Source organism: Pantoea sp. YU22, assembly GCF_003970755.1.
Classification (GTDB): Bacteria; Pseudomonadota; Gammaproteobacteria; order Enterobacterales; family Enterobacteriaceae; genus Pantoea; species Pantoea piersonii.
The window spans coordinates 51,088-69,939 of record NZ_RYDU01000008.1; the positions used below are offsets into that span (position 1 = coordinate 51,088).

14 protein-coding genes are annotated in these 18,852 nt (G+C 62.7%); 1 reads left to right on the forward strand and 13 read right to left on the reverse strand.

Translation table 11 applies throughout. The annotated features are described in order from the left end of the window. Positions 1-255: 255 nt before the first annotated feature. Positions 256-2,415 (forward strand): bifunctional diguanylate cyclase/phosphodiesterase, encoded by a 2,160-nt coding sequence (locus EKL29_RS13065; RefSeq protein WP_126689975.1) that lies wholly within the window; start codon positions 256-258, stop codon positions 2,413-2,415. A gap of 38 nt (positions 2,416-2,453) precedes the next feature. Here the strand turns inward: EKL29_RS13065 and EKL29_RS13070 are convergent, their stop codons facing one another. The 13 genes from EKL29_RS13070 to EKL29_RS13130 form a co-directional block, all read right to left on the reverse strand. After that, positions 2,454-3,296: an oxidoreductase gene (locus EKL29_RS13070; protein WP_126689897.1), complete on the reverse strand. Its 843-nt coding sequence runs from the start codon at positions 3,294-3,296 to the stop codon at positions 2,454-2,456. Positions 3,297-3,412: 116 nt separating this feature from the next. Then, a complete protein-coding gene (locus tag EKL29_RS13075; RefSeq protein ID WP_126689898.1) occupies positions 3,413-5,191 on the reverse strand; it encodes a thiamine pyrophosphate-requiring protein in 1,779 nt (592 codons plus the stop codon). A gap of 56 nt (positions 5,192-5,247) precedes the next feature. Beyond that, a complete protein-coding gene (locus tag EKL29_RS13080; protein WP_126689899.1) occupies positions 5,248-7,209 on the reverse strand; it encodes a hydantoinase B/oxoprolinase family protein in 1,962 nt (653 codons plus the stop codon). A 2-nt stretch (positions 7,210-7,211) separates the two neighbouring features. After that, complete coding sequence (locus tag EKL29_RS13085; protein ID WP_126689900.1) at positions 7,212-9,263, reverse strand: hydantoinase/oxoprolinase family protein; 2,052 nt, start codon at positions 9,261-9,263, stop codon at positions 7,212-7,214. Between the two features lie 16 nt (positions 9,264-9,279). Next, a complete protein-coding gene (locus EKL29_RS13090; RefSeq protein ID WP_120453462.1) occupies positions 9,280-9,726 on the reverse strand; it encodes a GNAT family N-acetyltransferase in 447 nt (148 codons plus the stop codon). A 241-nt stretch (positions 9,727-9,967) separates the two neighbouring features. Then, positions 9,968-10,480, reverse strand: coding sequence for an Lrp/AsnC family transcriptional regulator (locus tag EKL29_RS13095; RefSeq protein ID WP_120453460.1), 513 nt, complete (start codon positions 10,478-10,480; stop codon positions 9,968-9,970). A 140-nt stretch (positions 10,481-10,620) separates the two neighbouring features. Further along, entirely contained in the window at positions 10,621-11,937 is a 1,317-nt protein-coding gene (gene gabT / locus EKL29_RS13100) for a 4-aminobutyrate--2-oxoglutarate transaminase (protein WP_126689976.1), read from the reverse strand. Between the two features lie 218 nt (positions 11,938-12,155). Then, entirely contained in the window at positions 12,156-13,082 is a 927-nt protein-coding gene (locus tag EKL29_RS13105) for a glyoxylate/hydroxypyruvate reductase A (RefSeq protein ID WP_126689901.1), read from the reverse strand. Beyond that, entirely contained in the window at positions 13,082-13,930 is an 849-nt protein-coding gene (locus EKL29_RS13110) for a GNAT family N-acetyltransferase (RefSeq protein ID WP_126689902.1), read from the reverse strand. Before EKL29_RS13110 ends, EKL29_RS13105 begins: the two co-directional genes overlap by 1 nt. Positions 13,931-13,940: 10 nt before the next feature. After that, a complete protein-coding gene (locus tag EKL29_RS13115; RefSeq protein WP_126689903.1) occupies positions 13,941-15,272 on the reverse strand; it encodes an FAD-binding oxidoreductase in 1,332 nt (443 codons plus the stop codon). Positions 15,273-15,387: 115 nt separating this feature from the next. Then, positions 15,388-17,052, reverse strand: coding sequence for an ABC transporter ATP-binding protein (locus EKL29_RS13120; protein WP_120453453.1), 1,665 nt, complete (start codon positions 17,050-17,052; stop codon positions 15,388-15,390). Continuing rightward, positions 17,049-17,897: an ABC transporter permease gene (locus EKL29_RS13125; RefSeq protein WP_126689904.1), complete on the reverse strand. Its 849-nt coding sequence runs from the start codon at positions 17,895-17,897 to the stop codon at positions 17,049-17,051. The genes EKL29_RS13120 and EKL29_RS13125 overlap by 4 nt, the downstream gene beginning before the upstream one ends. Beyond that, the gene (locus EKL29_RS13130; RefSeq protein WP_126689905.1) at positions 17,894-18,850 is read right to left on the reverse strand and encodes an ABC transporter permease; all 957 of its coding nucleotides are present in this window, start codon (positions 18,848-18,850) and stop codon (positions 17,894-17,896) included. The genes EKL29_RS13125 and EKL29_RS13130 overlap by 4 nt, the downstream gene beginning before the upstream one ends. Positions 18,851-18,852: the final 2 nt, after the last annotated feature.

Genomic DNA, 18,852 nt, shown 5'->3' on the forward strand with positions numbered 1-18,852 from the left:
CGGCTGCGTGTTGGGCATTACCTTGACCTGCGCAGATGACAGGATGGTGACTGTGCAGTGACGCGACGATGAATTCGCCCGCAGCCGTGAAAAGGGTCAGCTGTTTGATAAGAAGCATTAAACTTTTTACTCAGCGAAACGGCGCAGAGATTTTATTGTTTTTTCAATAACAAACTGTGAGACCAGCGGTCGTGCAGGCTGAGGGATTTCTGCTAGTTTATTAACTGATACATCCTTGTTACGTGAAAAATGAAAATGATTAACAGCGCCAAACTTTCCGCGGGTTTTCGCGGCAGTTTTATTCGTGAAGTGTTATTGCCGCTGGCGGCGATCCTGCTCCTGACGCTAACGGGCGCCGGAACCGGCCTCTTTCTCAGTACCTCCATCACTAATCAGAAAGCGCAGGCGCAACAGCAGAGGATGATCCAGGCCTCATTTACGCAGAGCCTGGCGGAACATCAGCGCCAGCTGCACAGCCTGTCGCGCTGGACACCGCTGGAAGAGCATCTTGAAGCGGTTCAGCCCGACCAGCGCTGGCTGGATGATAATGTCGGCCGCTGGCTCTATGAGATGTTCGGCCACCAGCTGATTATGGTGCTGGACGATGCCCGTCGGCCGGTGCAGGCGTGGCGCGACGGCGCGCTTTTGTCGTCGCCGGAGCGCGATCCCAGAGTACAGGCGATTCTGGCCAACAGGCTGCTGCGCGCCGACCCCCGGCAGGAGGTGGCGGATTTCGCCCGTATTGACGGCCGCGTGGCGGCGCTGGCGATCGACGACATCCGCCGCGATATGCAGTCGGCGCCCCGCTACCGGCTGGTCAGCCTGAAGTTTCTGGACGACGGCTACCTCGCCGCCCTGGCGGAGCGGAGCCAGTTAAAAGGGCTGAGTTTTTCCGACACCGGCGCGCCGCCCACCGCTCCGGCGCGCTTTATGCTGACGTCGCAGGCGGGAAGCGGGGTCGGCTACATCAACTGGGATCCGGTGCGGCCCGGCGCGGAGATGCTGCGCTCCGTCGGCCCCTCGACCGGTATCGCCGTGCTGGTGGTAACGCTGCTTTGCCTCTATATGGTGCGCCGCCTCTGGATCTCTTCCCTTAATTTGTCGCAATCGATGCTGAAGCTCGGTGCCAGCGAAGCGCAGGCGCTGCACCTGGCGTTTCATGATGTGCTGACCGGCCTGCCGAATCGCGCGCTGGTAGAGGAACGGCTGACCCAGGCGCTGGCGCAGGCGACGCGACAGGAGCAGCGCGTGGCGCTGATGCTGATCGACCTCGACCGGTTTAAAAATATCAATGACACCTATGGCCATCACGCTGGCGACGAGCTGATTATTGCCGTGGCCCAGCGCCTTTCCGGGCTGGTACGCGCCAGCGATACGGTGGGACGCATCGGCGGCGACGAATTTATCCTGGTAATGCCGGAAGTTGAAAACATCGGGCAGGTACAGGCGCTGGCGCAGCGTATTCTCGACGCGCTCAGTCAGCCTTTTCCGCTGTTTGGCGGCGAGGTATGGAGCGGCGCCAGCATCGGGCTGGTGCTGGCACCGGAAGATGGTCTGGATCGCCAGGAGCTGGTACGCAAAGCGGATATTGCGCTCTACGAAGCCAAAAGCAGCGGGCGCGGCAAATATCGCCAGTTTGAAAGGGAGATGGATGAGTCGATACGCACGCGGCAGAGCATAGCTGCCGACCTGCGCGCCGCGCTGCAAAGCTATCAGGGGCTGGCGGTCTGGTATCAGCCGCTGATGGATATCGACGGCAAAAATATGGTGGGCGTCGAAGCGCTGCTGCGCTGGGATCATCCAACGCGCGGCGCTATTCCGCCAGGGGATTTTATCGCTATCGCCGAAGAGACCGGGTTGATTATTCCGCTGGGCGAGTGGGTGCTGCGCCAGGCCTGCCTGACCCAGCAGCGTTTCCCCGATTTAATGGTGGCGGTGAATGTGTCGCCGGTGCAGTTCCGCGCCACAGGGTTTGTGGCGCGCATGGTCGATATCGTGCGCGAAAGCGGCGGCGATCCCCAGCGTATTGAGCTGGAGATCACCGAAGGGGTGCTGATTGAAAACGAGCATGAGGCGCGCGCCATTATCATCGCGCTGCGCGACGCGGGCTTCCGCATCGCGCTGGACGACTTCGGCACCGGCTACTCCAGCCTGAACTATCTCAGCACCTTTCCGGTGGATAAGATCAAGATCGATCGCTCCTTTACCCAGTCGCTGGGCGTGGCGGAGAATTCCGTGGCGATTATCGAGTCGGTGGTGAAGCTGGGGCATGCGATGGGGTTGACCGTCACCGCTGAGGGGGTTGAAACGCCGGGACAGATGAGCGCGCTGGCCGATGCGGGATGCAATCAGCTGCAGGGCTATCTGTTCAGCAAAGCGGTTCCGCTTGAGCGGCTGGGCGACTGGATGAGCTAGCGGAAAAGCGCGCGCTGACGGAGCGCGCGCGCACACGATTATTCCGGGAAGTCGGTCTCGATGGAGGTCTGCTTCCAGGCTTCAATCTGCGCCAGACGCTCTTTCAGCTTCGCCGTGACCGCCTCATAACCCCATTCGCCCATCACCAGATGACGCGGCGGATTAGCCTGTTCGGTGATGGCGATCATCGCCCGCGCCGCCCGCGCCGGATCGCCTTTCTGCGTGCCGCTGTATTCTGCGGTCGCCTTCATGCGCGCCGCAGCGGTCTCCGCATACTCCGGCAGCGTGCTCGGCGTCTGATGCAGCGAACGGCCCGCCCAGTCGGTACGGAACGGGCCCGGCTCAACGCAGGTGACGTGAATGCCAAGCGACGCGGTTTCCGCCGCCAGCGAGTCCGACCAGCCTTCAACCGCGTGTTTACTGGCAGAGTAGTAGCCGGAGCTGGCGAAGCCGATAAAGCCCGCTACCGAGGTAATATTGATGACGTGACCGCGACGCTGCTGGCGCATGGTGGGCAGCACGGCGCGCGTGAGGGCGAAAAGGCCGAAAACGTTCGCTTCGAACTGGTCGCGGATCGCCTGATCTTCGCCCTCTTCCACCGAGCTCTGATAGCCGTAGCCAGCGTTATTCACCAGCACGTCTATGGTGCCGAACTTTTCCAGCGCCGCGTTCACCGCGCTGTCGATGCTGTCAGCGCGCGTGACGTCGAGCCTTACCGCCAGCGCGTTGCTGCGGCCATCAACCAGATCGGCCACTTTGGAAGTGTCGCGCGCCGTTACCACCACGTTAAAGCCGCGCGCAATGGCCTGTTGCGCCAGTTCGCGGCCAAAACCTGTCGAGCATCCCGAAATAAACCACACCGGATTTTTATCTGTAGCCATGAGTGACTCCCAAATGGATTGTGGCGAATCGCCTGTGCCCCGACGCGAATGGCCAGGGGAAAGAGAGAGGCTAAGAGTAGCGGCCCACGACGGGGCCGCTTAACGCTTTGTGCCTCTTACTTTTTATGCAGTAACTGGCTGGCGGTATCGCTGATGATCTGCGCTGCGCCGCGATCGCCTTTCGCCATTGAACTCATAAAGGCTTTCGCCTGCTTGAAGGTGATATGGGGCGGCAATGGCGCCACCTCCGGATCGGTTTTCACCTCCAGCACGACCGGACGATCGGCGCTCAACGCACGGCGCCACGCATCTTCCAGCTCATCCGGGTTATCGACGAAGATACCCTGCAGACCAAGCGTTTCCGCAAACTGGGCGTAGCGCACGTCTGGCAGCTGCTGCGTCGCCTCGAAGCGCGCGTTGCCCTCCATGACCCGCTGCTCCCAGGTGACCTGATTAAGATCCTGGTTATTAAAGACGCACACGATAAGGCGCGGATCGCTCCACTGCTGCCAGTATTTTTGAATGGTGATCAGCTCCGCCATATTGTTCATCTGCATCGCGCCGTCGCCCACCAGCGCGACCACTGGCTTATCGGGATGGGCGAATTTCGCAGCGATAGCATACGGCACCGCCGCGCCCATACAGGCCAGGCCGCCAGAGAGCGAAGCGCGCTGGCCCTGCTTGACGCGATAGTCGCGGGCGAACCAGTTGGCGCAGGAGCCGGAATCAGAGGTGACGATGGCGTTATCAGGCAGCTGCGGCGACATTTCCCACACCACGCGCTGCGGGTTAACCGGGTTGGCGGGCGCGTGGGCGCGATCTTCCATCACCTTCCACCAGTCGCGCACCTGTACCGCGATCTCCTCCTGCCAGCTGCGGTCCTCTTTATGTTCCAGCAGCGGCAGCAGCGCGCGCAGGGTTTCCGCCGCATCACCGTGCAGGTTGACTTCGCAGGGGTAACGCAGGCCGAGCATCGCCGGGTCGATATCGATCTGAACCGCGCGCGCCTTGCCCTCTTCCGGCAGGAACTCGGTCCAGGGGAAGCCGCTGCCGATCATCAGCAGCGTGTCGCAGTTCTGCATCAGCTCCCACGACGGTTTGGTGCCGAGCAGGCCAATAGAGCCGGTGACGAAAGGCGCGTCGTCCGGCAGCACATCCTTGCCGAGTAGCGCCTTGGCGACGCCTGCCGCCAGCACGTTAGCGGTCTGCACCACCTCCACCGCCGCGCCACGCGCGCCCGCGCCAATCAGAATGGCAACCTTTTTACCGGCGTTAAGCACCTCGGCAGCGCGCTGCAAATCCGCCTCGTAAGGCACGACTTTAGGGCGCTGATAGCCGGGGCCGGAGTGGGTAAAGCCGTGCAGATGTTTCGGCGCTTCCCAGGGTTCGTCCTGAATATCCTTCGGCACAATCACGACCGCCACGCCGTTTTGTGCTTTGGCGATGCGCACGCCGCGATCGATCAGATGACGCACCTGCGCGGGCGCGGCGGCTTCCTGCACGAAGTTAGCTACGTCGGCGAAGACGCGATCCAGATTCATCTCCTGCTGATAGCTGGCGCCGCGCGCCGTCACTTCCGCCTGGCCAGCAATCGCCAGCACCGGCGCGTGATCCATTTTTGCGTCGTAGAGGCCGGTGAGCAGATGGGTCGCGCCCGGTCCGCCGGTTGAGAGGCAGACACCCATCTCACCGGTAAATTTGGCGTGACCGGCCGCCATAAAGGCCGCCATCTCTTCGTGCCGCACCTGAATAAATTCAATGCCGTCGCCCTTCTCATTGGCGCGCTGGATGGCGCCGAGCACGCCGTTAATGCCGTCGCCGGGATAGCCGTAAATACGGGTTACGCCCCAGGCCTTCAGCCGCTGCACAAAGAAATCGCTGGTTTTCATGCTCATCGTTGTCGCCTCCTTGAAAATCCGTGTCAGAGATTAAGGGTAGACGACAATCTGGCTTATTCGCCTGCTAATGCAGGAAAGCGCAGCCGTAAATCGCTGAATATTTGCGCCATATCCGCCGCTTCACCTGCCTGCTCGACGGCGCGAAATACCTGCGTTTTCAGAAAATGACGCCAGCTTACCGGCGCGTCGGCGAGAAAGGCGGTGAGCAAGCGGTAGCGTTCCGGCGTCCAGCGCGCTTCAAACGTCTGGCGCGCCTCGCCGTGATGAAAATGCGCCTTCGCCTGCTGCGGCATCGCGGCGCGCAGCTGCGCTGTCGCCGCCGCATCCACCTCGCCATCGGTTATCACCACGCCATACTGCTCGCGCGCCGCCGCTGCGCTGAGAAAACCGCAGCGCACATCGCTGCGTACCGCCCCGACGTCGCGCTGCACGGGCAGGCCGTAGCCGCCCGCGCCAGGCCCGCGCACCTCAACCACATCGCCCGGCTGGCAGTGGATTACGTCGCGGTTGCCGTGCTCCAGCACCTTGCCGTCGCGCAGGGTGCGAAAATGAGAAAGGCCGCCTGCGCAGCCGCCCGCCGCGCCCGCCGAGGCGAACACCGAACGGTTGCGGTTGCGCGCGGTGACGGTGGTTTCCGGCGTGAAGATCTCAAAGGCCATTTCGGTCGCCAGCCCGCCGCGAAAGCGTCCGGGCCCGGCGCTGTCGGGCGCCAGACCGTAGCGCAGGAAGCGAATGGGCACTTCCGCTTCGTTGACCTCAATCGGGGTGTTTTTCAGGAAGGCGGAAAGCCCGCCCGATCCATCCGGGCCGTCGTGACGCGGCGTGCCGCCCGCGCCGCCGCCGACTGGACCGAGCGATGCCACTACGCTGCGGTTGTGCGCGTCCAGCGTGCGAATATTCATAATCGAGTTGCCGCCCGGCGAGTTCGCTGGCAGTCGCTCCGGCAGCGCCAGTGAAAAAACGCCGACGGTGGCGATTTGCGACAGGGCGCAGGTAAGCGATCGCATGCCGACGGCGGCAGGCGCTTCGCAGTTCATCACCGTGCCTGGTGGCAAGACAGCGCGCGTCGGGCGCAGCGTGCCGGCGTTAAGCAGCAGCCCGGGGTTGAGCGTCGACAGCACGTAGGTGACGCCGACCAGCGCCAGCGGATGGCGCTCGCGTCCGCCGGTCGGCATATTCAGCGACGAGGCGAGCTGCGGATCGCTGCCGGTGTAGTCCAGCTCCAGCGTATCGTCGCGCACGCGCAGGGTGATCGCCACGCGGCAGGGATAACCGCCTTCGCCATCTTCATCAGCGTAATCGGCGTAAAAATAGTCGCCGTCAGGGATGGTGCGGATAATGGCGCGCGCCTGCTGCTCGGCATAGTCGAGAATTCCCTCGATCCCCTGCAGAAAATCAGCGACGCCGAAGCGGGCGATGATCTCATGGATCTTACGCTCGCCGATATTGACCGAGGCGATCTGCGCCTTAAAGTCGCCCCAGTTCTGCTCCGGCACGCGCACGTTAAGGCGCAGAATACGCGCCACATCCTCATTCAGCTCGCCGTTGCGCACGATCCTGAGCGGCGGAATGCGGATGCCCTCCTGCACAATGTCGGTAAGCGAGCGCGACAGCGAGGCGGGCACCGCGCCGCCGATATCGGTATTGTGAATATGGCCGACGACAAAGCAGACGATTTCGCCGGCGTAAAATACCGGCTTCCAGATATGAATATCGGGCGAATGGGTCGCTACATTGCCTGCATAAGCGTCGTTGGTGATGCAGATGTCCCCTTCGCGATAGTCGCCGATCAGCGTCAGCACAGGCGCATAGTCGATGCCGCTGTACCAGGGCGCGCCGAAGCTGCGCGGCGAGGCGAAGGCCAGCCCGTCGCGGCTGACTATCTGGCAGGAGAAATCTTCAGTCTCTTTCACAAAGGTGGAGTGCGCGGTGCGCATCAAAGTAAACGCCATCGCGTCGGCCGCCGCCGCGCAGTAGTTGGCGAGAATTTGCAGGTTACGTCCGTCAATAGCCATGATTACGGCTCCTCGCCCAGGGGGGTAATTAACAGGTTGCCGAAACTGTCCACCTCTACCTGCATGCGCGGCGGCACGCAGGTGGTGCAGTCATCCTGCGCCACGATGACCGGCCCGCGCAGCTGGTGGCCGGGGCGCAGCGCAGCGCGCAGCACCAGATCGACCTGATGGAAGGCGCCATCTATCCACGCCTCAACCCGCTTCGACGCCTGCACCGGTTCGCTGGCCGCCGGGAGCGTTTTCAGCGTGGGTTTCGGCGTGGGTGAAGCGATCACCAGCCGCAGGTTGATGAGCTGTACCGGCGCGGCGGCGTCGCTGTGGCCGAACAGCTGATGATGCTGCCGGTCGAAAGCCGCATGCAGCGCCGCCACGTCAGCGCTCGCCAGCCACGCCGCCTCCAGCGGCACGTCAATCTCGAACGACTGGCCGCGATAGCGCATATCGGCGCTGAACTGCAGCGTGAACGGCATCTCTTTGCCATGCTCCGCCGCCAGCCAGGCCTGCGCCCGCTGGCTCAGGCTCTCCGCCTCGGTCGCCAGCCGGTCCGCCAGCTGCGCGTTGAGATCGCTGTAGAGCGTGCGGATAAAGTCATTGCGGATATCCGCCACCAGCCCGCCCAGCGCCGACAGCACGCCGGGTGTCGGCGGCACGATAACGCCTTTCATATTGAGTTCGCGCGCCAGAAAGCAGCCCATCATCGGCCCCGCGCCGCCAAAGGCGAGGAACCAGAATTCACGCGGGTCGAGGCCAAAACGCGACAGCAGGCCGCTGGTGTCGCTGTACATGCTGGAGATCGCCAGCTCAATGGCGGTTTCCGCGGTCTGCTCCACCGAGACGCCGAGGCGATCGGCCAGCGGCTGCCAGGCCGCGCGCGCGGCAGCGACATCGACCTGCACCGCGTGGTAGCCGAGATCGCCATGGCCAATCATGCCGCAGGCGGCGAAGGCGTCGGTGGCGGTCGGCTGGGTGCCGCCGCGCTGGAAGCAGACCGGGCCAGGCAGCGAACCGGCGCTGTCCGGTCCCATCTGCATAACGCCCTGCGCGTCGATCCACGCCAGCGAACCGCCGCCCTGCCCGACCGAGGTCACCGCCACCGAGGGAATATAGACCGGGAAGTCGCCGATCATCTCGCCGTTGCCCTGCGCCACTTCGCCATTAATAATCACCGCCACGTCGGCGCTGGTGCCGCCGATATCGAGGCTGAGGATGCGATCAAAACCGCAGGCGCTGGCGAGATAGCTGGCGCCGATAACGCCCGAGGCGGTGCCGGAGAGCACCATCTGCACACATTCGCGCTTCGCCTGCTCGACGCCCATCACCCCGCCGTTGGATTTGGTGATGCGCGGCGGCGTCGTCACGCCTCTGGCGCGCAGCGCGCTTTCAAACTTTTCCAGATAGTTGATGACCATCGGCTGCACGTAGGCGTTGATGGTGGCGGTGATGGTGCGCTCATATTCGCGAATAATCGGCCAGATATCGGCAGAGCAACAGGTCAGCAGATCGGGCGCGACCTCCTCGACAATCGCCTTGACCGCCGCCTCGTTATGCCGGTTGCGGTAGCTGTGCAGCAGCGCCACCACGATGCCCTGACAGCCCGCCTCACGCGCTCGCTCAATGGCCGCCAGCACGCTCTGGCGATCCACGGCCTGTAGCACTCTGCCGTCGCGGTCGGTGCGCTCGCGAATAGCGAAAACGCGGTCGCGGCTTATCAGCGGCGTGGGCCGACGGGAAAAGAGATCGTGAATATGGGGGATTTTCAGCCGCGCCAGCTCCAGCACGTCGCAGAAGCCTTCGGTGGCAAACAGCGCCAGCCGGACGCCGCGCCGCTGGATCACTGCGTTAATGCCGACCGTGGTGCCGTGGGTAAAGTAGCCAATTTCTGCCGGGTCAAGGCCGTCGCGCTCGGCAAACTGCGCCAGCCCGGTCAGAATTTCGCTGCCAGGCGCATCGGGCCGCGACAGCACTTTCAGGGTATGGATCTGGTTGGTTTGCCGATCCAGCACGGCGAAATCAGTAAAAGATCCGCCAATGTCTACGCCAACGCGGTAACGCATCTGTGTCGCTCCAGTGTCAGGAGAGAGGGAACTCCATCAGCTTGTGCGGCTCCTGCACTGTGCGCCAGCCGAGCCGCTGGTAGAGCTGATGGGCATCGTTTGTTGAAAGCATCCAGCGCCGCACCGTGGCAAGCTCTGGATGTTCGCGCACGCAGCTTGCCAGCCAGCTGCCTAAGCCATGTCCGCGCCACGCCTCGTCGATAATCACATCGCACAGCCAGCCGAAACGGGTGTAATCGGTAATCAGCCGTCCAAAGCCGATCTGCGCATCGACATGGTAAAGCCCAAACGGCAGCGACGCGGCAACCGCCCGCTCGGTTGTGGCGCGCGACTGCCCTTTCGCCCAGTAAGAGCGTTCGGCCAGCTGGTAATGGATCCAGTCCATGTCCAGCCGTGTCCGTTTGGTGGAGAGGGTAAAGTCGTCGCGCTGCCAGATATGGTCGGCAATTATTAGTGCAGTCATTAATAACTCCTTGTCGCGGCATGGGTTTATAGTAAATGCGCCCGGTCAGCCGACGCGGCTGAAGAGGCGCGGCGAACCAGTCAGATAAGGTGAAAAACGGGCTGAAATGAAATTTTATGCTGCCTGAAAGCGCAGGGTTCGGCACTAAAAAAAGCCCCTTATGGGGCTGAGTGTCCTGAGGCGTTTTTTTCGAATACGATGGCCCCGGTTACCGGGCAAAAAGAAGAGGAAGCTGTTGCGTTTACACCGTGCCCAGCACATCGTTTTGCCGCGTAATCAGCGAGCGCAACGGTACGCTGCTCTTCATTACCGGCGATTTGATCACGATATAGCTAAAGTATTTATCAATGCCGATCTGCGCATCGAGCATCTTCTCAATCACTTCCTGATAGTGCTCAATGCTGCGGGTGATAAAGCGCAGCAGATAGTCGTAACCGCCGGTGATCAGGTGGCACTCCATCAGCTCATCGACCTCGCGCAGCGCGCTCTCAAACTTCATAAAATCTTCGCGGCGATGGCCGGAGAGCGTTACTTCGGTAAAGACCGTAACCGAATCGGTGATTTTGGTGAGATTGATATGGGCTTCATAGCCGGTGATAAAGCCCGCCTGCTCAAGGCGCTTGACGCGCTGCAGGCACGGGCTGGGCGAAAGTCCCACGGCATCGGCGAGATTAACGTTGCTAATACGGCCATCTTTTTGCAGTTGCACCAGGATGTTGATATCAATGCGGTCAAGTTTCATTAAGCCGTTCATACCACCCCTCATTGTTAACCAATTGTGCAGGACGTGCTGATGGTATAACACGCTTTGCGCCGCCAGCGCCAGCGCTAACGTGCGTGTTATCCATCAGGAAAAATTATAATTATTTCAGGAATATCAATGAGGAAGGTGCATTACCCCAGACGGCCGGTGGCGCGCGCCAGGGCGATATCGAAAATATGCAGCGCCTCCTCAAGTTGTGAATCAGTTGTAACAAGCGGAGCAAGGAAGCGCACCACATTGCGCTGAATGCCGCACTTGATCAGCAGCAGGCCCTCCTGACAGGCGCTGTCGAGGATCTTTTGCGTCAGCGCGGCGTCGGGCTTGCCGGTTTCAAAATCAAGAATCTCCACCGCCAGCATAAAGCCGAGGCCGCGCACGTCACCGATACAGGCGTACTTTTCCGCCAGCTGCTGCAGTCGCGCGTGCAGCTGCTCGCCGAGCTGTTCAGCGCGTGCCAGCAGGTTGTCATGCTCCAGCAGATCGAGCACCGCCAGCGCCGCCGCGCAGCCCAGCGCGTTGCCGCCGTAGGTGCCGCCCAGGCCGCCCGGCGCTGGCGCGTCCATTATTGCCGCTTTGCCCACCACGCCGGAGATCGGCAGACCGCCGCCGAGGCTTTTGGCGACCGTCACCAGATCGGGTTTAATGTTGAGATGCTGGAAGGCGAACATCTTGCCGGTGCGGCCAAAGCCGGTCTGCACTTCATCGCAGATCAGCACGATGCCGTGCTGCTCGGTGATGCGGCGCAGCGCCTGCATAAATGCCGGGCCGGCTGGCAGGAAGCCGCCGTCGCCCTGCACCGGCTCGATAATGATCGCCGCCACGCGCTCTGGGGCGATCTGCACCGCAAAAAGCTGATCCAGCGCCTTCAGGCAGTCTACTTCCGTAACGCCATGCAGCGGATTGGGGAACGGCAGACGATAGATATCCGCCGGGAAAGGCCCAAAGTTCTGCTTATAGGGCTGGCTCATACCGGTCAGCGTGACGCCAAGCAGCGTGCGACCATGAAAAGCGCCGTCAAAAGCGATAACGCCGGAGCGGTTGGTGTGGGCGCGGGCGATCTTAATCGCGTTCTCTACCGCTTCCGCGCCGCTGGTAAAGAAGACGCTTTTATAGGCCTCATCGCCGCCGACCAGCTGATTAAGACGCTGCGCCAGTTCGATATAGCCCGGATAGGCCACTACCTGAAAACAGGCGTGCGATACCAGACTCAGCTGCTGCGTCACCGCATTGACGACCGCCGGATGGTTGTGCCCGACGTTGAGTACGCCGATGCCGCCAACAAAGTCGAGATAGCGGTTGCCCTCTACGTCCCAGACCTCGCTGCCCTTTGCGCGCTCAATGACCAGCGGATGCGCGGTCACTACGCCGCGCGGCACGTTTTGCGCGCGCGCGTCCAGCAGTAAACTGTTGTCTGAATAGGTCTGTTGTTCGGCCATGACATTCTGCATTTTCATACCTCATCCACGTAACGTTCGGTTGGCTCAAGTATCGCAACCCACTGGTTCAACATGCTGCCGTTATGGGTAAGGCTGCGGCATTTCCTGTCAAAATCGGTGCCCTTTCAGCAGGGAAATTTCTTCACATCCCACGCGTCGGGCAGGCCGGGTTCAGGCGTAGACGCCGCGTCAGTTGATGCGGCGCGACACGTTAAGAACGGCAACCTGTATCAGTAACCTCGCGTGCGATCGATAAGGCCGATCATCGGCTCACCGCGCTGATAGCGGCGCAGGTTCTCCAGCAGCGCGGCGACGGCGCTTTCGTTTTGCGTCTGGCTGGCGATATGGGGCGTCAGCCAGATAGCGGGATGTCGCCAGAATGGATGAGCTGGCGGCAGCGGCTCGGGGTCGGTCACGTCGATGACCGCCGCGCCAAGCTGGCCGCTGTCGAGAGCGTCCAGCAGATCCTGATGGCTGAGCTGCGCGCCGCGTCCCGCCTGCACCAGCGCCGCGCCCCTGGGCAGCTGAGAAAAGAGGTCGCGATTAAGCAGGCCGCGCGTCTCCGCCGTCAACGGCAGCAGGCAAACCAGGATGTCGCTGCGTGCCAGAAACGCGCCGAGCTGAGCAGCCCCGTGGAAGCACTCCACGCCGTCGAGTTCGCGCGGCGTACGGCTCCAGCCCGCACAGTCAAAGCCGAACGATGCCAGTTGCCGCAGCGCAGCCTGTCCCAGTTCGCCCAGCCCCATCACGCCGACGCGCCGCGTAGCGGCGGGTTTTACGCTGTGCGCCAGCCACTTCTCTTCGCGCTGCTGCCGCAGATAGCGCACCATATCGCGATGGAGGCCGAGCACCGCAAAGGTAACGTACTCCACCATGCCCTGTGTCAGCCCCGGCTCAATCATGCGCACCACCGGCAGGTCGGGCGGCAAGGCGGCAAGATCGAACTGATCCGCGCCCGCGCCCACCGACAGCAGCACTTTCAGATTGGGAAAGGTCTCCATTAACGTCTCTGGCGGTTGCCAGGCGATCAGCACCTCGATTTCTTGCGGGTCGCCAATCTCCGGCCAGAGGTGGAGCTGAATATCGGGCGCATGCTGCGCCAGCCACTGCTGCCACCGCGCGCCGCGCTGCGGGTCCGATTTATAGAGGATCTGCATCAGGCCATCGCCTGGGTCATCAGGCCAAACGCCTGCATGCCGCCCGCTGGCGGCGTCCAGGGCGTGCCGCGCACCATGGTGGTGGGATTATCCACCTGCGCCAGCCCAAGCGTGGCGAGCCAGCCTGCCAGCGGCAGCGCGGCATCAGTATCGATACGCACAAATTCGCCGCGCAGCCCCTGCATCAGCGAGGCGATCAACGCCTGTGCCACGGCGAAAGTCGTTGCGATAACGGGCCCGATCGCCCAGCCGTGGCCGAAGCGGCGCAGGCTGGCGAAGCCGTGAATTTCGCCCTGCGCATCCTCCAGCAGCACGGTCTGATGCTGGTGAATCAGATGCGCAATAAGCTGCGAACGCAGCATGCCGTGCGCCTGTTGATCAAGCGCGGTCAGCACTGGCGCGTCCTGCGCCTGCGCGCGACGCAGCTGCAGTCCGGCAGGCAGAGAGACCGGCGGCGTCGCGTCCAGCGAGCGCGTCTGGTACTGAAGGATCTGTCCGGTGACCACAAAGCCGAGCTTCTCATAAAGCCCTTTGCCCATCTCGGTGGCGTGCAGCCGCACGTTATAGTCAGGTACCTTTTCCAGCAAAGTCAGCATCAGCTGTTTGCCCAGTCCACGGCCCTGCTGCTGACCATCGACCATCACCAGCCCGATGGTGGCGGCGCGTTCGCCCCAGCGCCAGAGCATGGCGCTGCCGAGCAGTTCGCCCTGCTCCTCTATGACTACGCCCTCGCCGAACGTTATCGCCTGCTGCCAGTCTTCACGGCGGTGCGGCCACTTCAGCTGCTGCGTCATGGCGTGGCAGCGTTCAATATCGTGCGCGGTCAGGGCGCGAAAAATGGTGGTCATGCGTTGCTCCTTACATCATGCCAGGCGTTTCAAGTGCACTGCCGTCAACCAGACGGCTGTAGCGATAAGGTGTGGGATCAACGACCGGCGTCTCGTTAGTGGCGAGATCGGCGGCGAGCCGTCCCGCACCCGGTCCAATGCCGAAGCCGTGCGCGCTGTAGCCTGCCGACAGCACCAGGCCCGGCAGCTTCGCCACGGTGGAGATAACCGGAATCGCGTCGGGGGTGCTGTCGATCATCCCGCCCCAGGCCTGCGCCAGTTTAAGGCCAGCCAGCGCCGGATACTCGTTACGCATGGCAGTTAATCCCTCCTGCACGGTAGCGGCATCGGCGGCAGGATCGAGGATGCGCGTGCGTTCAAAGGGCGATTCGCCATCGAAAGCCCAGCCGCCGAGCGCTTCCGGGCCGTGAAAAAAGGGCTTCATCCCGATATTCAGACGCAGATTTTTGCGTCGGCTTTTAAAGGTGGCATAGAACTGACGCGCGTAGCGAATGCCCTGCGCGCCCGGCTCCAGGCGACCGCGGCCAGAGACAGAAACGGTATAGCTGCCGTCAAGCTGCGGACGACAGGCAAAGCCAGGCGTATAGAGCGGCACGCCGATCGCCTGCGCGATGGGCTGAGTGCGAAAGGCGGTGCCGATAACGTTGCCGAGCGGCAGGTCGATGCCGTGGCGGCGGCAGAACATAGAGGTCCACGCGCCCGCCGCGCAGATCACGCGGCTGGTTTTGATCAGGCCGCGCTCGGTCCAGACGCCGCTGACGCGCCCGGCGGCGATATCCAGCCCGCGCACCGCGCACTGCTGAAACACCAGCGCGCCAAGGCGCTGGGCTGCAATCGCCAGACCCGGCGCGGCCAGGCGCGGCTCGGCGTGGCCGTCAGTGGGCGATGAGACGCCGCCGAGCCAGCGGGTGGTGCTGCCGGGCGTGGCGGCCTTCGCCTGTTCGCCCGTCAGGATGTCGCTGCGCACGCCGTAATTTTTCGCCATGCGGTTCCACGTCTCCCACGCGGCGATATCCGCCTCGTTGCGCGTCGCGTAGATTAGCCCGCTGCGCCGGAAGCCTAGATCTTCACCGGTCTCCTGACCCAGCTCGCCCCAGCGTCGCAGCGCATGAATAATCAGCGGCAGTTCGCGTTCGTCGCGGTTCTGCTGGCGACACCAGCCCCAGTTGCGGCTCGACTGTTCGGCACCGACCAGTCCCTTTTCCAGCAGCGCCACCTTGACCCCTTTTCGGGTCAGCTCCCAGGCAGCGGCGGCCCCGGCGATGCCGGCGCCGATAATCACCACATCGACGGCGTCGGGAAAGTCGGCGCTGTCCTGTACATAGCGGAGTGGAGCGGGCATAGCGTTAGTACCTCTTTTTTGCAGTCAACAGCGCACAATATAAGGGCGTTACCGGCGCAGCCAGATTGTTCACGCCCAGCGTACTGCTGGGGAGAATATGGCAAGCCAGATAGCCCTATTCCGCTTTCAAAATCTCTTCGTGCTCGTCCAGCCAGCCCTGTCGCAGCTCCGGCACCGCGCGTTTCAGGCGCTCGAAATAGAGCTCACGGGTCGGCTTATCGTAATCTTCCCGCGCCAGCTGGGTCACAATGCGTCCCGATTTCATCACCACGATATTGTCGCAGACCGCCCGCACCGCGTGCATATCGTGACTGATAAACAGCACCGACAGGCCCAGTTCGCGCCGCAGCTCGCTGATCAGATCCAGCACCGCCGCCGCGACGACGGTATCCAGCGCCGAGGTGACTTCGTCGCACAGGATCAGATCCGGCTCCGCCGCCAGCGCGCGCGCCAGATTGACGCGCTGCTTCTGACCGCCAGAGAGCGCCCAGGGACGTCGCCACAGCACGCTGCGCGGCAGCTTCACCAGATCGAGCAGCTGATGCAGCCGCTGGGTCAGCGCCTGGCCGCGCAGGCCGTGAAACAGCGCCAGCGGCCGCGACAGAATACGCTCGACGCTGTGCGCCGGATTGAGCGCGGTATCCGCCATCTGAAACACATACTGGATACGGCGCAGCTCATTATCCGGCCGCCGGTGCATATCGCCCGCGATATAGTGGCCGTTAAACAGCATATGGCCGTGACAGGGCGCGTTGAGACCGGCAATGGCGTGCGCCAGGGTAGTTTTGCCCGAACCCGACTCGCCGATAATGCCGATAGCCTGACCTTTCCACAGCTGGAGATTGATATCCTCCAGAATGCGGATCTTCGGCTGGCCGTCGCTGTCGCGCGGGCCGTAGCCGGCGCAGAGGTCGCGCACCTCCAGCAGCGGCTGAAGCTCGCCGCTTGCCTCGCGCCACGGGCTGGGACGCTCTGTCTGTCGCGCCGCGTCCATCAGCAGCCGCGTATACTCCGCCTGCGGCGCGCCGATCAGCCGTTCAGTGGTGCCATATTCGGCGATCTGGCCGCGCAGCAGCACCAGAATGCGATCCGCCATCTGCGCCACCACGGCAAGATCGTGGCTGACGTAGATGGCGGTGACGCCGCGCTGCGCCACCACGCGGCGAAAGGCCTTCAGCACTTCCACCTGGGTGGTGACGTCGAGCGCCGTGGTCGGCTCGTCGAGGATCACCACGTCAGGATCGCCAATCAGCGCCATCGCGGTCATCAGCCGCTGCAGCTGCCCACCGGAAACCTGATGTGGCCAGCGGTCGCCGATGGTGTCGGGGTTGGGCAGCGCCAGCTCGCGGAACAGCGCCACCGCTTTGGCCTTCGCCGCTTTGCGCGTCATGGTGCCGTGGATCACCACCGGCTCGATCACCTGATCGATGATTTTCATGCCGGGATTAAAGGAGGCCGCCGCGCTCTGGGCGATATAGGCGACTTTGTTGCCGCGAAACTCGCGCAGCTGCTGCGGGCTGAGGCTGTTGACGTCGACGCCCGCAACGTGGATGTTGCCTTCGGCGATGCGACAGCCGGGACGGGCATAGCCCATCAGCGCCATGGCGATAGTGGTTTTCCCGGAGCCCGATTCGCCGATCAGGGCGAGCACCTCCCCTTTCTGTACGGTGAAGCGGATATCTGACACCAGGTCAATCGATTCGCCCTTGTCGCTCTGCGCCGTGACGCGCAGCTTTTCCACGGAGATCACCGGCATTGCGGTATGCGGCATCACGTTCATGCGCCCTCCTTCGCCAGCGTCAGCGGACGCATCTGTTGCAGGCTGTCGATAAACAGGTTAGCGCCGACAGTCAGGCTGGCGATCGCCAGCGCAGGCATCAGCACCGCTGGCGAGCCGTCAAACAGCCCCTGAATATTTTCGCGCACCAGGGTGCCCCAGTCGGCGTAGGGCGGCTGTACGCCGAGACCGAGGAAGCTCAGGCCGCTGAGCAGCAAGACGATATAGACAAAGCGCAGACCGAAATCCGCCAGCATCGGATGCACCATATTGGGCAGGATGTCATGAATGGCGATATACCAGCGGCTCTCGCCACGCAGCCGGGAGGCGCGCACATAGTCCATATTGCGCAGGCTGCCCGCCATGGCGAAGGCGATGCGGAACGCGCCCGGCCAGTAGGTGAAGATGGCGGTGAGCAGCAGCATCGGCAGCGAAGAGCCGAATACCGCGACAATCATCAGCGACAGCACTTTGCCCGGCAGCACCAGCATGGCGTCGTTGACACGGCCCAGGATCTCCTCCAGCCAGCGGCCGGTCACGGCCGCCAGCAGCGCCAGCAGCGTGCCGATCAGGCTGGCACCGAGCGCCGCGCCCAGCGCCAGACCGATAGAGAACTTCGCGCCGTAGAGAATTCGGCTGAGAATATCGCGCCCCAGCGCGTCGGTGCCGAGCCAGTTGTCCGCAGTAAAGCCGCCGAACAGCGGGCCGCCGCCGATATCCTCGACGTTGTGCGGCGCCAGCTGGTTGCCGAAAATCGCCATCAGCAGCCAGAACGCCGAGACCGTTAAGCCCAGCCGTCCTGAGATTGACAGCGACTGAAAGAGACGAACGGGAAGTAAAATATTCATGCGCTTCTCCATTTCGGGTTGAAGGCGATGGTCAGCACGTCAGCCAGCAGCAGCAACAGCAGATAGCAGCCGGCGAACAGCATTACGCAGAACTGCACCACCGGCAGGTCGCGGTTGCTTACCGCATCCACCAGCTGGCTGGCGAGGCCGGGATAGCTGAAGATGGTTTCGATAATGATGACCCCACCGAACAGATAGGACAGGCTGAGCGAAATCGCGTTAGCGATAGGGCCGACCGCGTTGGGCAAGGCGTGGCGCAGCACAGCGCGCAGCGGCGACACGCCTTTCAGCAGCGCCATCTCCAGATAGGGGCTGTCGAGCTGGTTGATAATGGCGGCGCGCGTCATGCGCGCCATCTGCGCCACCAGCACGCAGCAGAGCGTCAGCACCGGCAGCGCGTAGGCTTTCAGGTAGCTGACCAGATCCATATTCGGCGAGCCGAAGGACATCGCCGACACCCAGTGCAGCTTCACGGCGAAGATCAACACCGCCACCGTCGCCACCAGAAACTCCGGCACCGCTACCATCGCCATGGTGCCGATCACCAGCACGCGATCCAGCATCGACCCGCGCGTCATGGCGGCGGTCATGCCGATCAGCAGCGCCAGCGGCACGCAAATCAGCGTGGTGATCGCCGCCAGCTCAAAGGTGGCGGGAATGCGCTGTGCCACCAGCTGCATCACCGGCAGATGGCTGGCGAAAGAGGTGCCGAAATCGCCCTGCAGCATGCCGCCCAGCCAGCTGAAGTAGCGCAGCAGCAGCGGCTGATCCAGCCCAAGCTGGGCGCGCAGCGCCGCTACCGTTTCCGGCGTGGCGTTTTGCCCGAGGATCATCTGCGCCGCGTCGCCCGGCAGCAGGCTGGTGATAAAGAACACCACCGCCGAGACGATAAGCAAAGTCAGGATGCCAGCGCCTGCGCGGCGGGCGATCAGGAACATCATGTATCGGTTCATCG

What these genes read in the sequence shown, in the direction of transcription:
- EKL29_RS13080 (WP_126689899.1), bottom strand. Translation starts at nt 7,209, where the DNA reads ATGGCTATTGACGGACGTAACCTGCAAATTCTCGCCAACTACTGCGCG.
- EKL29_RS13115 (WP_126689903.1), bottom strand. Translation starts at nt 15,272, where the DNA reads ATGCCCGCTCCACTCCGCTATGTACAGGACAGCGCCGACTTTCCCGAC.
- EKL29_RS13070 (WP_126689897.1), bottom strand. Translation starts at nt 3,296, where the DNA reads ATGGCTACAGATAAAAATCCGGTGTGGTTTATTTCGGGATGCTCGACA.
- EKL29_RS13090 (WP_120453462.1), bottom strand. Translation starts at nt 9,726, where the DNA reads ATGACTGCACTAATAATTGCCGACCATATCTGGCAGCGCGACGACTTT.
- EKL29_RS13130 (WP_126689905.1), bottom strand. Translation starts at nt 18,850, where the DNA reads ATGAACCGATACATGATGTTCCTGATCGCCCGCCGCGCAGGCGCTGGC.
- EKL29_RS13105 (WP_126689901.1), bottom strand. Translation starts at nt 13,082, where the DNA reads ATGCAGATCCTCTATAAATCGGACCCGCAGCGCGGCGCGCGGTGGCAG.
- EKL29_RS13120 (WP_120453453.1), bottom strand. Translation starts at nt 17,052, where the DNA reads ATGAACGTGATGCCGCATACCGCAATGCCGGTGATCTCCGTGGAAAAG.
- EKL29_RS13125 (WP_126689904.1), bottom strand. Translation starts at nt 17,897, where the DNA reads ATGAATATTTTACTTCCCGTTCGTCTCTTTCAGTCGCTGTCAATCTCA.
- gabT (WP_126689976.1), bottom strand. Translation starts at nt 11,937, where the DNA reads ATGCAGAATGTCATGGCCGAACAACAGACCTATTCAGACAACAGTTTA.
- EKL29_RS13110 (WP_126689902.1), bottom strand. Translation starts at nt 13,930, where the DNA reads ATGACCACCATTTTTCGCGCCCTGACCGCGCACGATATTGAACGCTGC.
- EKL29_RS13085 (WP_126689900.1), bottom strand. Translation starts at nt 9,263, where the DNA reads ATGCGTTACCGCGTTGGCGTAGACATTGGCGGATCTTTTACTGATTTC.
- EKL29_RS13075 (WP_126689898.1), bottom strand. Translation starts at nt 5,191, where the DNA reads ATGAGCATGAAAACCAGCGATTTCTTTGTGCAGCGGCTGAAGGCCTGG.
- EKL29_RS13065 (WP_126689975.1), top strand. Translation starts at nt 256, where the DNA reads ATGATTAACAGCGCCAAACTTTCCGCGGGTTTTCGCGGCAGTTTTATT.
- EKL29_RS13095 (WP_120453460.1), bottom strand. Translation starts at nt 10,480, where the DNA reads ATGAACGGCTTAATGAAACTTGACCGCATTGATATCAACATCCTGGTG.